At 43.5% G+C, this 14490-nt stretch carries 14 protein-coding genes; 7 read left to right on the plus strand and 7 right to left on the minus strand.

The window, feature by feature from the left end:
• Positions 1-15: 15 nt before the first annotated feature.
• The 3 genes from glpE to FVA72_RS01185 form a co-directional block, all read right to left on the minus strand.
• Entirely contained in the window at positions 16-339 is a 324-nt protein-coding gene (glpE, locus tag FVA72_RS01175; RefSeq protein ID WP_004262879.1) for a thiosulfate sulfurtransferase GlpE, read from the minus strand.
• A gap of 88 nt (positions 340-427) precedes the next feature.
• The gene (gene nfuA / locus FVA72_RS01180) at positions 428-1006 is read right to left on the minus strand and encodes a Fe-S biogenesis protein NfuA (RefSeq protein WP_004266130.1); all 579 of its coding nucleotides are present in this window, start codon (positions 1004-1006) and stop codon (positions 428-430) included.
• A gap of 63 nt (positions 1007-1069) precedes the next feature.
• The gene (locus FVA72_RS01185; protein ID WP_110592689.1) at positions 1070-1753 is read right to left on the minus strand and encodes a DNA utilization protein GntX; all 684 of its coding nucleotides are present in this window, start codon (positions 1751-1753) and stop codon (positions 1070-1072) included.
• A gap of 53 nt (positions 1754-1806) precedes the next feature.
• Between FVA72_RS01185 and bioH the strand changes: the two genes are divergently transcribed.
• Positions 1807-2586, plus strand: a complete 780-nt coding sequence (bioH, locus tag FVA72_RS01190; protein ID WP_036958605.1) for a pimeloyl-ACP methyl ester esterase BioH — start codon at positions 1807-1809, stop codon at positions 2584-2586.
• 48 nt (positions 2587-2634) lie between these two features.
• Here the strand turns inward: bioH and FVA72_RS01195 are convergent, their stop codons facing one another.
• The 4 genes from FVA72_RS01195 to FVA72_RS01210 form a co-directional block, all read right to left on the minus strand.
• Positions 2635-2868 carry a FeoC-like transcriptional regulator gene (locus FVA72_RS01195; protein ID WP_004262872.1) on the minus strand — a complete coding sequence of 78 codons (234 nt, stop codon included), beginning with the start codon at positions 2866-2868 and terminating at the stop codon, positions 2635-2637.
• 11 nt (positions 2869-2879) lie between these two features.
• Positions 2880-5198 carry a Fe(2+) transporter permease subunit FeoB gene (gene feoB, locus FVA72_RS01200; RefSeq protein ID WP_110592688.1) on the minus strand — a complete coding sequence of 773 codons (2319 nt, stop codon included), beginning with the start codon at positions 5196-5198 and terminating at the stop codon, positions 2880-2882.
• A 29-nt stretch (positions 5199-5227) separates the two neighbouring features.
• A complete protein-coding gene (gene feoA, locus FVA72_RS01205) occupies positions 5228-5458 on the minus strand; it encodes a ferrous iron transporter A (protein WP_004262866.1) in 231 nt (76 codons plus the stop codon).
• 339 nt (positions 5459-5797) lie between these two features.
• Positions 5798-8128, minus strand: coding sequence for a Tex family protein (locus FVA72_RS01210; protein ID WP_110592687.1), 2331 nt, complete (start codon positions 8126-8128; stop codon positions 5798-5800).
• Between the two features lie 168 nt (positions 8129-8296).
• Here FVA72_RS01210 and greB point away from each other — a divergent pair, with 168 nt between their 5' ends.
• The 6 genes from greB (at position 8297) to pstA (ending at position 14453) form a co-directional block, all read left to right on the plus strand.
• On the plus strand, positions 8297-8782 hold the full coding sequence (gene greB / locus FVA72_RS01215) for a transcription elongation factor GreB (RefSeq protein WP_004262861.1): 486 nt from the start codon (positions 8297-8299) through the stop codon (positions 8780-8782).
• A 116-nt stretch (positions 8783-8898) separates the two neighbouring features.
• On the plus strand, positions 8899-9618 hold the full coding sequence (gene ompR, locus FVA72_RS01220; RefSeq protein ID WP_004266122.1) for an osmolarity response regulator transcription factor OmpR: 720 nt from the start codon (positions 8899-8901) through the stop codon (positions 9616-9618).
• The gene (envZ, locus tag FVA72_RS01225) at positions 9615-10946 is read left to right on the plus strand and encodes a two-component system sensor histidine kinase EnvZ (RefSeq protein WP_036958604.1); all 1332 of its coding nucleotides are present in this window, start codon (positions 9615-9617) and stop codon (positions 10944-10946) included. Before ompR ends, envZ begins: the two co-directional genes overlap by 4 nt.
• A gap of 493 nt (positions 10947-11439) precedes the next feature.
• Complete coding sequence (gene pstS, locus FVA72_RS01230) at positions 11440-12483, plus strand: phosphate ABC transporter substrate-binding protein PstS (protein WP_004262850.1); 1044 nt, start codon at positions 11440-11442, stop codon at positions 12481-12483.
• Positions 12484-12613: 130 nt separating this feature from the next.
• The gene (gene pstC / locus FVA72_RS01235) at positions 12614-13570 is read left to right on the plus strand and encodes a phosphate ABC transporter permease PstC (RefSeq protein WP_004262847.1); all 957 of its coding nucleotides are present in this window, start codon (positions 12614-12616) and stop codon (positions 13568-13570) included.
• Between the two features lies 1 nt (position 13571).
• Positions 13572-14453 carry a phosphate ABC transporter permease PstA gene (pstA, locus tag FVA72_RS01240; protein ID WP_036958603.1) on the plus strand — a complete coding sequence of 294 codons (882 nt, stop codon included), beginning with the start codon at positions 13572-13574 and terminating at the stop codon, positions 14451-14453.
• The last annotated feature ends 37 nt before the right edge of the window (positions 14454-14490 follow it).

The following is a 14490-nucleotide window of genomic DNA, read 5'->3' on the forward strand; positions in this document are numbered from 1 at the left end:
AATGCGTTTTCTCATCTAGAGAGCCGTAACGGCTTGTGGATATTCCCTTAACCATGCTTCAAATCCACCATTGATGCTATATACAGATTCAAAGCCAATGTTGATCAGATATTGTGCAGCACCTTGGCTACTGTGCCCATGGTAGCACATCACCATAACAGGTTGTTCGTAATCCGTTTGTTCTAAAAATTGGCTCAGTGACTCATTGGTGAGGTGATAGGCTCCACTAGCATGGCCTGCACGGAAACTTTGTGGGTCTCGTACATCTACCAGTATGGCCGTGCCGTCTAACCAATGTTGATAGGCTTGTTCTGGTGTTAGTGTTTCAAAATGGTCCATAAAATACCGAATACAGTAGGTAACAACCCATTAAAGGTTAAATAATAGGCACTCGTAAAAACAGAGTGCCAAATATTCGTGGTATTGATTAGTAGAAAGAGTGCTCGCCACGTTGGTGTTCAGTCAGGTCTTTAACGCCTTTTAGCTCACCTTCAAACATTTTGAGAAGTTCTTTTTCGATACCTTCTTTAAGCGTGACATCGACCATTGAACAACCGTTACAGCCGCCACCAAATTGCAGAATTGCAAAGCCTTCATCGGTGATTTCCATCAGGGAAACACGGCCACCGTGGCTGGCAAGTTGTGGGTTAATTTGTGACTGTAAAACATACTCAACACGCTCAATTAATGGTGCGTCATCAGAGACTTTACGCATTTTGGCGTTCGGCGCTTTTAACGTCAGTTGTGAGCCTAGTTGGTCGGTAACGAAGTCAATCTCGGCATCATCCAAGAATGGAGCGCTAATTTCATCAACATAAGCAGATAATTTCTCGAACTTTAGTTCTTTATCTGTTGCTTCAACGGCACCCGGAGGGCAGTATGACACACCGCATTCTGCGGTTGGTGTGCCTGGGTTGATAACAAAAACACGGATTTGAGTTCCTGGCTCTTGATTTTCCAACAACTTGGCAAAATGAGCCTGTGCTGCTTCAGTAATATTAATCATAATCATTTGCTCAATAATAGTTGACTGCTTTAGTTGGTTATAATACGCCCATTTACCCCTTTCCTACAAGGTGCGACACAGTGACCATGCATCAACAGTACGTGCTCCCGCACAAATCAACAATTGTGCTGCGGCATTCATCGTGGAACCTGTTGTAATAACATCATCAATAACAGCAACATGTAGGTTTGAAACCGAGTCGTTTAAGGTAAATGCTCCCTTTAGGTTGTTTTGGCGATACTCACGTTTTAGTGTTGTCTGTGCCAGTGTAGCACGACTACGCGATAATGAATTTTGCGAATAGGGGATATTTAACCATCTGGATAAATTTTCGCCTATTAATGCCATGTGGTCAAATCCTCTCCACCACAGACGGCGGCGATGCAATGGAATTGTGACAATTAAGTCCGGTTTGTGCCATTTTTGTTGGCGGTAACCCGTGAGCCAAAATAACGCAAAGATACGAGCTAGAGTAAAAGCAAGCTGAGGTTGTTTTTGAAATTTAAACCGATGGATTAACATGCGTAAAGCGGCTTGGTATGGGGTTACAGTGATAATTCTCTGCCATGCAGGAGGGGTTTTTAGGCAGCGTCCACACTCCATGGTAGGCTGTTCACAGGGTAAAGCACAGCGCAAACAGCAGGTTGGCATTTTAGGCAATCCTTCAAGACAAAAACTACAAACACCTTGATGAGGTAATTTTAGTGATTGATGGCATAGCCAGCAGCCCCCCTCCATTGTTAGCATAGTAGAGTCCTGTTAAACGAGTTGACGAATAAATGAATGAAGAGAGTGTAACGATGGCAAAGTTATATTGGCAGACCGTTGGTGAAGGTAAACAAGATCTTGTGTTGCTGCACGGATGGGGATTGAATGCACAAGTCTGGCAAACAATTATTCCGCGAATCGCTTCGCACTTTCGGGTTCATTTGGTTGACTTGCCGGGGTACGGACGTAGCCAAGGGTTCTCCCCCATGAATATTCAATCGATGGCGAATATTTTGTGGGAACAAGCTCCTAAAAACGCGATTTGGCTCGGTTGGTCACTTGGTGGGCTAGTTGCAAGCCGTATTGCGCTTGACCATCCTTATGAAGTCAAAGGGTTAATTACCGTTGCTTCTTCCCCATGCTTTAAAGCAGAAGAAAACGGTTGGGCAGGGATCCGGCCAGAGGTTTTATTAGGTTTCGAGCAGCAACTTTCGGCTGATTTTCATCGCACCGTCGAGCGTTTTTTAGCATTGCAAACTTTAGGCACTGAAAGTGCAAGAAATGATGCAAAAACTTTGAAATCTGTGGTACTTGAGCAGCCTATTCCAACTGTTGAAACACTAAATGCAGGGCTTGAATCATTACGTACCGAAGATTTGCGGGATGAATTAAAACAGTTACCTATTCCTTTCTTGCGCATTTATGGTTATCTCGATGGCTTGGTACCGCGCAAAATAGTGCCTATTTTAGATGAGCTGTATCCGAATTCGCCATCCGTGATTATGCGCAATAGCGCTCACGCGCCATTTATTTCTCATCCTGATGAGTTCTGCGAATACTTGTTGGATTTTCAAAGTCGTACCGAGGAATAAATAAAAAAAATCAGCCTAACTTGGGGCTGATTTTTTGTGGTGTCTCTATTATTTGATTTTATACACAAAATGAGCGCAATCAGTGCTTTCAGGGCAACCTTTACAGCTACTGCCTGTTAAACAAGCACTGATATCGACTTGTTCAATTTTTTCTAAACTGACTAGCTTCTCAACCATTGCTTTAATTAATGGGATTGGCGTATTTAGCTGCTCACTAAGTAGCGCGATGTCAGCTTGCCCATATAAGGCGATTAAATCTCTTATTTGTAGCAAGCTGGTCATCGTTTCATTCCTTAGTGGCAAGCATCTCTTGAACAGCCAGAGCATTGCTCTGCGGTTTTGCTCTTGATATTCAAGGTTACGCGGCTACGCATGCGACGTAAGAATATAAACAAGGCAAGGTTGAACAGGATAACCGCAGTAATGGTAATCAAGCTACTTTGTGGGTGTTCGCTGAAAGTCGCTGTTTGGTAAAATAGAGCTGCAAGACTATAAGCCACATTTAAACCCCACAGAATGGAGAAACTCATCCAGCTTTTATTGGTTTCACGTGCGATAGCCCCCATCACCGAGACGCAAGGCACATACAGCAAGACGAAGATGAGGTAGCTGTAAGCTGCAATTCCTGAACCAAATTTTGCTGCCATGGTTCCCATTGAGCCGGATTCCATCTCTCCATCGCCTTTACTAGCTTCGATAGGGTTTGATAGCGCGCTTAAGGTAAAGGTTTCTTTTAAGCTATTCCAAGTTTCAGAAACCGCATCTCCCAGTTCTTCCCATAAATTGAAAGATTCTGCATCAAACGGCTCAGATGTAATGGCTTCAGCGGTATACAGGGTGTTTAGTGTTCCCACTACCACCTCTTTGGCCATTGCCCCGGTAATCAACCCAACGGTCGCTTGCCAGTTATCAGCATGCACGCCAATAGGTTGTAAAGCAGGGGTTATGACTTTACTGACAGAAGCCAGTGCGGAGTCATTAATATTATCAACAGGCTTACCAGAGAAAGAAAAGCTATTTAATGCACCAATAAAGATACTGGCAACGATAATGACTTTACCTGCACGTACCACGAAGCCTTTGAGGCGTTGCCATGTTTGAATCAGTAGTGTTTTGATGTGTGGCACATGGTAAACCGGAAGTTCCATGATAAATGGAGAGGCTTCGCCACGCATGAGGGTATGTTTTAGTAGTAACCCAGTTAAGATAGCGACAACAATCCCTAAAATATAGAGAGAAAAGACCACACTTGCCCCATTTTTGCCAAAGAAAGCGGCAGCAAAAACGGCGAAAATGGCCAGTCTTGCCCCACAAGACATAAACGGAGCCATTAATACAGTAATTAGTCTTTCACGGGGTGCGTCTAACGTGCGGGCACCCATAATGGATGGTACGTTACAACCAAAACCGACAATCAAAGGTACGAAGGATTTACCCGGTAAACCTAGTGCTTGCATGAGGCGGTCCATTACGAAAGCCGCTCGCGCCATATAACCCGAGTCTTCCAGTATTGAAAGGAACAGGTACATCATCCCGATTTGTGGCACTAACGGTAAAACCGTGTTAATACCGCCACCAACACCTTGAGCAAGGAAAATAGTTAGCCAATCAGGGAAGCTGAAATAATCACCTAGCCATTGAATTCCATGGATAAATATTGCTTCTGATGCACCTTCAAAGAAGGGTTGTAAGGCACCGCCAATGTTGATGGCTAAGACGAACATCAAATACATCACAAACAAGAAAATTGGTACGCCGAGCCAACGGCTCAGAATAAATTTATCCAGTGATTGTGTTAGTCGATTTGGTTCAGCGGCACTATTGTTAATCGCAGCATTGCAAATTGTGGCAATAGATTGATAACGTGCGTCGGCAATGAGTAGTTCAGGTTCTTCGTTTAAGCTTTCTTTCAGTGTTTGGCGTATCGCCAGCAATTGCCCTTCAGATATTTCCGCGCGTTGGCGACTATATATATCCCCTTCGAGGATCTGCAATGCTAGCCAGCGGCGTTGCTGGTGGCTAAATTGTTGTGCTGAAATTTGTTCAGATAATGAATCCACTGCCTGTAATAATTGGGGTGGATATTCCACAAGGGCTTGCTGGCTATTTTGTGGATGTGTATCAATGGCTTTTTTCAGTTTATCGATACCAGTTGCTCGAGTTGAAACCATTGGGATCACAGGGCAGCCGAGCTGTTTTTCTAATTCAGCGATATTAATATCAATATGTTGGCTTTGAGCGATATCCAACATGTTCAAGGCGACAATACATGGAACGCCTAACTCGACTAATTGTAATGTCAGATAAAGGTTCCGTTCTAAATTAGACGCATCGACAACATTAATGAGCATGTCTGCCTCACCACTTAAAATAAAGTAGCAGGCGATTTGTTCGTCGAGAGAGGTTTGTTCGGAAATCGTGGTCAGAGAATAGGTGCCAGGTAGGTCAACGAGCTCGATTTTATGGTCATCTGTATGGAAGCGACCGACTTTTCGTTCAACAGTGACCCCAGCCCAGTTACCGACACGCTGTCTTGACCCTGTGAGCTGGTTGAATAAGGTCGTTTTGCCTGCATTGGGGTTACCAATTAAGCCGATGGTTAAACGTTTCATAGTGTTTGCCAATAATAAAAAAGAAATACTTAAGCGGTGGTCGCTTCATCTAGGTTGAGTAGGGCGAGATCCTTTTTGCGTAGCACTAAGCTGACACGATGAGTTTCTATTTGTACAGGATCGCCAAAAGGCGCTAAACGCACCACTTTAAAGACAGAACCCGGAAGTAAACCGAGCGAGAGCAGTTTTTGTCGGTATGCAGGACTGATTTCTGGGGAGAAACCAAGTATTTTGTAACTGCATTGAGGAAGTATTGCCATAGTGTCTTCCTAATCATTTAATTCATAATGATATCGATGACAATTGTTAATGATTACAATTGCTCAGGTAACGAGACCACCAAACAACAATAAATCTAATTAACAATGAGAATCATAATCATCCACCTTTTATTATATTTAGCCTCTTTTTTCGTCAATTTGACTTGATATGGATCAACGAAGCATTGAGTTTGCGGTGTTTCGTTAGCAAAAATAATGGTGGGATAAACGGGGGAGAGGGTTTAATTATGCCTAATATATTGGCTGGGGTAATTAATTACAGCATTATTTATTGAAATAGGCACCACAACAGGTACATTGCGATGCCTATTAACAGAGTTAACGTTTCTTGCCAAATGCAGCAGCAAGGGCATCACTCATGGCACTATTACCCGAAGATGCGTTGTTTTGGCGTGAACTTCCTCTTGATTGAAGTGTTTTACGCGTATTTTTTTCCTGTTCAGGGGCGGCACGGCGAGGAGAACTATTAGAATCCCCCGCTTGCTCATCTAAACGCATCGTTAAAGCGATACGTTTACGTGCAATATCAACATCTAACACTTTTACTTTAACAATGTCGCCCGCTTTTACCACCTTGTGTGGGTCTTCGACATAACTATTTGAAAGTGAAGAAATATGAACTAAACCGTCTTGGTGAACACCAATATCCACAAAAGCACCGAAGTTGGTCACATTAGTGACTGCGCCTTCTAATATCATGCCAGAAGTCAGGTCATTCATCGTTTCTACACCTTCTGCGAAGGTGGCAGTTTTAAACTCAGGACGTGGGTCGCGACCCGGTTTTTCCAGTTCTTTAATGATATCAGTGACAGTTGGAACCCCGAATTGCTCAGTAGTAAAGTCACGTGGGCTCAAGGCATTAAGCACCTGTGAGTTACCCATAATTTCTTTGAGCGGCTGGCGGACAGACTCAAGAATTTTTTCAACAATCGGGTAAGCTTCAGGGTGAACAGTAGAAGCATCTAACGGGTTTTCACCATTGGTGATACGTAAGAAGCCCGCACATTGTTCAAAGGCTTTTGGCCCAAGGCGTGCAACTTTGAGTAACTGTTTTCTATCACTAAACTGGCCATTCTGGTCGCGCCAGTCCACCACGTTTTGCGCAATCATTTTGCTTAAACCGGCAACGCGAGTCAGTAAGGCAACAGAAGCGGTATTCAAATCAACACCAACGGAGTTTACACAGTCCTCGACGACCGCATCGAGTTTACGCGCTAACTGAGTTTGGCTAACATCATGCTGATATTGGCCAACCCCAATGGATTTAGGGTCAATTTTCACTAATTCAGCAAGCGGGTCTTGTAGGCGACGAGCAATAGATACGGCACCACGTAAAGACACATCTAAGCTAGGAAACTCCAAAGCCGCAAGTTCAGAAGCGGAATAAACAGAAGCGCCAGCTTCGCTGACAATGACTTTCTGTGCAGTGACTTCAGGGTACTGTTTTTGTACTTCAGCAAAGAAACGTTCCGTTTCACGAGAAGCGGTGCCGTTACCAATCGCCACTAATTCGACGTTATGTTTTTGGCAAAGTGCCGCAACGATGGTTGCCGCTTTTGCAGCTTGTCCGGTGTGCGGATAAATCGTATCCGTCGCAATTAATTTACCTGTCGCATCCACAACTGCGACTTTTACCCCAGTACGTAAACCTGGATCTAAGCCCATGGTGGCACGCATTCCCGCTGGCGCCGCCATCAGTAAGTCACTAAGGTTACGAGCAAACACGTTAATAGCTTCCTCTTCAGCTTTTTCGCGCAGTGAGCTCATGACCTCTGTTTCTAAGTGCAGTAATACTTTGACACGCCATGTCCAGCTGATCACGGCTTTACGCCATTGGTCAGCCGGAGCATTATTTAAACGAATATCTAAATGGCGGGTGATAATTTCTTCGCAGTAACTTTCTTTTGGCGGTTCATCGAACTGCGGATCACAGTTTAATGAAAGTTGTAAAATTCCTTCGTTACGACCACGGAACATCGCAAGCGCTCGGTGAGAAGGGACTTGAGCAACAGGCTCGTGATGTTCAAAATAGTCACTAAATTTTACCCCTTCTTCTTGCTTACCTTCTGCAACAACAGAAACAAGGTGGGCATTTTTCCAAATATAGTCACGAACTTTCGCTAAAAGTGCCGCATCTTCGGCGAAACGCTCCATAAGGATATAACGAGCACCATCTAAGGCGGCTTTGACATCAGCAACACCTTTATCTGCATCGATATACGTTTTTGCAAGTTCGTCAGGTGATTGGCTAGGGTCATTCCATAAGGTGTCCGCTAAAGGCTCAAGCCCTGCTTCGATAGCAATTTGCCCACGGGTGCGACGTTTCGGTTTATAAGGAAGATACAGGTCTTCAAGTTCGGTTTTATTAAGCGTAGTGTCGATAGCGGAGGCAAGCTCTGGAGTCAATTTACCTTGCTCTTCTATCGATTTGAGAATGGTTTGTTTACGGTCATTTAATTCGCGCAAGTACCCTAAACGGCTTTCTAGCTGGCGAAGCTGAGTATCGTCCAACCCACCGGTAACCTCTTTACGGTAACGTGCAATAAACGGGACAGTATTCCCTTCATCTAATAGTGTGATGGCAGAAAAAACTTGTTTCGGCTGGGCTTGCAGTTCCGCTGCAATAATTTGGCTTAGAGTTTCATTCATGTCGAGTTTAAATACCTACTGAAAGAACAGTTAAAAAATTTACTGCACTGTTATACTTGGTGGTAACGAGAATTTCCAGACTGAATTTGAGCCTATTGGTAGGAAAGTCTCAGATTATGTTCTATAAAATACTATAATTATGGTTTCACTGATTAATATTCAAAGGTTATGACTAAAAGTCTTTTAATTACACGTGAAGGTTGGGATGCATTAGATAAAGAGCTGAAATACCTGTGGAAGGAAGAACGTCCTCGGGTTACTCAATCTGTTTCAGAGGCCGCAGCTCAAGGGGATCGCTCAGAAAATGCAGAATATATTTACGGCAAAAAAAGGTTGCGCGAAATTGATAGACGCATCCGTTTCTTATCCAAAAGATTGGATCAATTAAGGATTATCGAGCCTGATCCTCGCCAAGAAGGCCGTGTGTTTTTTGGAGCATGGGTTAAACTAGAAGATGAAAATGAAAATATCAGAATATTCCGTATCGTCGGTGCTGATGAATTCAACCCTACAAAACAATGGATTTCAATTGATTCTCCCGTAGCACGAGCCTTGATAGGTAAACAGGTTGATGATGAAATAACAGTAAATACGCCAGGAGGGCAGGTGACTTATTTTGTGTTAGAAATAAGCTACCAGCCACTAACCACCTGAAGTGTAAAATGATTCATTAAATCCTACGTTAGTGGTAAATTAGTGAGCATTAATATTGTTTTACTTACATTCATTAAAAAAATAATTTGAAAGATGCACATCTTGAGGGCTACAAAATGCAGGAAAGTTATAAGGTTCTTGTCGTCGATGATGATATGCGTTTACGTGCACTGCTGGAACGTTACCTCACTGAGCAGGGTTTTCAGGTAAGGAGTGCCGCGAACGCAGAACAGATGGACAGAATCCTGACAAGAGAATCTATTCATCTGATCGTCTTAGATCTAATGCTACCGGGTGAAGATGGCTTATCAATTTGCCGTCGCTTACGTAGTCAAAATAACCCAATTCCTATTATTATGGTAACAGCGAAAGGCGAAGAAGTTGATCGCATCGTTGGCTTAGAAATCGGTGCGGACGACTATATTCCAAAACCTTTTAATCCACGGGAATTGCTAGCTCGTATTCGTGCGGTTTTACGTCGCCAAGCTAATGAATTACCGGGTGCGCCATCTCAAGATGATGCGATAATTACTTTTGGTAAATTTAAATTAAATCTTGGGACACGAGAAATGTTCCAAGGTGATGAGAATATGCCATTAACCAGCGGTGAATTCGCGGTGTTAAAAGTGTTGGTTTCTTACCCAAGGGAACCGTTATCTCGTGACAAGTTAATGAGCTTAGCGCGAGGTCGTGAATACAGTGCGATGGAACGTTCAATCGATGTTCAAATTTCACGTTTACGCCGCATGGTTGAAGAAGACCCAGCACACCCTCGTTATATCCAGACGGTTTGGGGCTTGGGCTATGTGTTTGTTCCTGATGGAAGTAAAGCATGAAGCGACTGAGGTTCTCAAGGCGTAGTACATTTTCTCGCTCGTTATTTTTATTTGTAGCCTTACTGTTTGCGAGTCTCGTAACCAGTTATATGGTCGTGTTGAATTTTGTTGTAATGCCTAGCTTACAGCAATTCAACAAGGTACTGGCATACGAAGTAAGAACATTAATGACAGAGAAAATGGTTCTACAAGATGGAACCTCAGTGCGGGTATCTCCCGCGTTGCGTAAGAAAATCTACAATGAATTAGGAATTACCTTTTATGCACATTCAGCGGCGATGGAAGAAGGACTGAATTGGGCAAAAGAGTATGATTTTCTAAGTGAACATATGTCGGAATATATTGGTGGTAAGGCGAGTGTTCACCTTGAATTAGGCCGAGAATACCCCATTCTATGGCTAACGTCTTATCTCGCACCTGATATTTGGGTGCGAGTTCCACTGACTGAAATCGGCCAAAACCAGTTCTCCCTTGTTTTTCGCTATACATTAACAATTTTTCTCACCATTTTTGCAGGGGTATGGTTGTATATACGCTACCAGAACAAGCCGTTGCTTGAATTGGAATACCACGCAGGTGAAGTCGGCAAAGGGGTAATTTTACCCCCAATGCAGGAAAAAGGCGCCACTGAGGTTAGAGCTGCTATTCGTTCTTTTAACCACATGGCTGCAGGGATTAAAACCTTAGAAAATGACCGAACTGTCTTAATGGCAGGGGTAAGTCATGACCTAAGAACTCCCTTAACCCGTATTCGTTTAGCGACAGAAATGATGAGCCCAGAAGATAGCTATCTGGCTGAATCTATTAATAAAGATATTGAAGAATGTGATGCGATCATCGGCCAATTCATGTCTTATCTGAAAACAGGTCAAGAAATGGATATGGAATTCTGTGACCTTAACGCTATTTTAATGGAAGCGGTGAACTCAGAAAGTAATGTCATCGGTGAAATTGAAACCGCACTTGAGCCTGGCTCAATGATTGTTAATGGTAACCCATTAGCAATTAAACGCGCGATTACCAATATGATTGTTAACGCTTATCGCTATGGTAATGGCTGGATCAAAGTCAGTAGTGGAAAAACGGAAGACTCCGTTTGGTTCCAAGTCGAAGATGACGGTGCAGGTATCAAAGAAGAAGATATTCATCGCCTGTTCCAGCCATTTGTACAGGGTGAAAAAGCTCGTAGCAACAAAGGCACAGGGCTAGGGCTAGCGATTATTCGCCGAATTGTCGATGCTCATGAAGGGAGCATTGAGATCCATAAGAGTGAGCGTGGTGGGTTTGCGATTAGGGCTTTGCTGCCTCTTAAAGAGAAAGAAGACTAAATACTCTTCACACTTTGTGCCGCAGCGTTGTTGGCTGCGTTCGGCTACTCAGGTCATATACTTGTGTATGCTCCCCGAGCTAAATACTCTTCACACTTTGCGCCGCAGCGTTGTTGGCTGCGTTCGGCTACTCGGGTCACATACTTGTGTATGCTCCCCGAGATATCCTCACTTGCCGCCTAGCTGCAACACAAATTGTTTTGAGTATTATTTTATGGTTGCAGGATAAAAATATTTTTCGCTTTTATGACAGTCTGTCATTTTTCTTTTTGACGTCAGCTTTGAAATAATAGTTTTTTAACTATTTGAATTTTATAATATAAAATCTAATTCATCTTCGTTTTTGTTTCCTCGCTAGTGAAAAAATCAGCAATTGTCATAAAACTGTCATAAAAACGACATGTTGTCGTAACTAAATTGTCCTATTTTTCCTACCGTGACATACACCCAACAATTTCATACTTGATTGTTTCTATACATCCCCGGAGGGATTATGAAAATGACGCGTACCACCTTAGCAAGCGTAATGGCAGCAACTTTATCTCTGACTGCAATGTCTTCTTTTGCTGCTACCAGCCTGACCGGAGCTGGCGCGACCTTTCCTGCTCCTGTTTATGCGAAGTGGGCAGACTCTTATCAGAAAGAAACAGGTAATAAAGTAAACTATCAGGGGATTGGTTCTTCTGGTGGTGTCAAACAAATCAATGCAAAAACAGTTGATTTCGGTGCATCTGATGCCCCATTAACTGATGAAAAATTAAAAGAAGATGGCTTGTTCCAGTTCCCAACTGTTATCGGTGGTGTGGTACTGGCTGTTAATGTAAAAGGAATTGAGTCAGGACAACTGACTTTAGATGGCAACACATTAGGTGACATCTATTTAGGTAAAATTACCAAATGGAATGACCCAGCAATCGCTAAATTGAACCCAAATGTTAGTTTGCCAGACCAAGCTATCGCAGTTGTTAGACGTTCTGACGGTTCTGGTACCACGTTCGTATTCACCAGCTACCTTGCTAAAGTCAGTGCAAGCTGGAAATCAGACGTTGGCGCGGGTTCTACCGTTAACTGGCCGAAAAATAGCGTAGGTGGTAAAGGTAATGATGGCGTTGCAGCTTTCGTACAGCGTCTACCAGGTTCTATCGGTTATGTTGAATATGCATACGCAAAACAGAACAACCTTGCGTATACTAAATTAATCTCTGCTGATGGCGAGGCGGTTTCACCAACGGGTGAAAGTTTCAGTGCCGCAGCGAAGAAAGTTGACTGGTCTAAATCTTTTGCACAAGATTTAACAAACCGTGATGGCGCGAATGCATGGCCGATTACTTCAACCACATTTATCTTAGTTCACAAGCAGCAAGCGAATGCGGAAAAAGGCAAAGCGGTTCTTGACTTCTTCAACTGGGCTTATGATAAAGGTGGTAAACAAGCTGAGGCATTAGATTACGCAATTTTACCTCAAGAAGTCGTGACCGCAGTACGTGCAGCATGGAAAACAGAAGTTAAAGATAGCCAAGGTAAAGCATTATTCTAGGTGAACTTAGGTTTTCTAAGTGCACTTAGGGTTGGAAATGGCGGGTAAGTGCTGAGGAACAGGGCTTACCCGCTCATCGTTGTAACGCAATCCTGTAGAAAAGAGCAGGAATGAAATGAGAACAAAGCGCATGGCCGAGAAAACAACGGCATTTAGAGCTCCCAGCAAATCAGGTGATGTGATTTTTAGTGCACTGGTAAAGATTGCCGCGCTCATCACTTTGTTAATGCTCGGAGGTATTATTATTTCCCTTATTTTTGCATCTTGGCCAAGTATGCAAAAGTTTGGGTTTTCGTTTTTGTGGACCAAAGAATGGGATGCACCGGCTGAAGAATTCGGTGCTCTTGTGCCTATTTACGGCACTATCGTTACATCGTTAATTGCTCTGATTATCGCCGTTCCCGTTAGTTTTGGTATAGCACTGTTCCTAACAGAACTGGCACCCAATTGGTTAAAACGTCCTCTTGGTATCGCGATTGAACTTCTTGCTGCTATCCCAAGTATCGTTTATGGGATGTGGGGGTTATTTGTCTTTGCTCCTCTGTTTGCAGAATATTTCCAAGAGCCAGTTGGTAATGTGATGTCGAGTGTGCCGATTGTCGGTGAATTATTTTCAGGGCCTGCATTCGGGATCGGTATTTTAGCAGCGGGGATAATCCTCGCGATTATGATTATTCCCTACATTGCGTCAGTGATGCGCGATGTATTTGAACAAACGCCTGTGATGATGAAAGAGTCAGCTTACGGCATTGGTTGTACGACATGGGAAGTGATTTGGAATATCGTGCTGCCGTATACCCGCAATGGGGTAATCGGTGGAGTGATGTTAGGCCTTGGCCGTGCATTGGGTGAAACCATGGCGGTGACGTTCGTGATTGGTAATACTTACCAACTTGATAGCGCATCACTGTTTATGCCAGGTAACAGTATCACCTCGGCACTGGCAAATGAGTTTGCGGAAGCAGAGAGCGGTTTACATACCTCGGCCTTGATGGAACTTGGACTTATCCTGTTTGTTATCACTTTTATTGTGTTAGCGATTTCCAAGTTGATGGTCATGCGTCTTGCGAAGAATGAGGGCCGTTAATATGTCGATATCTCAACCTATCGCAGTGAATGAAAAAGAACGAGCACGCCGTCAAGCGTGGCGTCGTCAAGTTAACAGAATGGCTCTATTTGTCTCAATGTTAACCATGGCTTTCGGCTTGTTCTGGTTAGTGTGGATTTTGTTTTCTACAGTCACTAAAGGGATTGATGGCATGTCCCTCAATCTGTTTACTGAAATGACTCCACCACCGAATACTGAAGGTGGCGGGCTGGCAAATGCCATCGTAGGTAGTGGTTTATTAATCTTATGGGCGACAGTTATTGGTACGCCTTTAGGGATTTTAGCGGGAATTTATTTAGCAGAATATGGCCGTAAGTCATGGCTAGCTTCAGTCACCCGCTTTATTAATGACATTTTATTATCAGCTCCGTCTATCGTTGTAGGGTTGTTTGTGTACACCATTGTGGTTGCTCAAATGCAGCACTTCTCGGGTTGGGCTGGGGTTGTGGCGCTTGCATTGCTGCAAATTCCAATTGTTATCCGAACCACTGAAAACATGTTGAAATTAGTTCCGGATAGCTTGCGTGAAGCCGCTTATGCACTTGGCACACCAAAATGGAAAATGATTTTATCTATTACGCTAAAAGCATCTGTGTCAGGGATTATCACTGGGATCTTGCTTGCAATTGCGCGTATTGCTGGGGAAACCGCACCGCTTCTGTTTACTTCTCTGTCAAATCAGTTCTGGAGTACAGATATGAGCGAACCAATTGCTAACTTACCAGTGACAATCTTCAAATTTGCAATGAGCCCATTCTCCGAATGGCAAGAGCTTGCATGGGCTGGGGTTCTTTTAATTACCCTATGTGTCCTGCTCATTAACATCATTGCACGTGTTGTGTTCGCACAGAAAAAACACTAAGCGCCAGATAAATAAAGATTTAGAGAGAAAAGCAAAC

The sequence above is a fragment of the Providencia sp. PROV061 genome (assembly GCF_011045655.1).
GTDB classification, from domain to species: Bacteria; Pseudomonadota; Gammaproteobacteria; order Enterobacterales; family Enterobacteriaceae; genus Providencia; species Providencia hangzhouensis.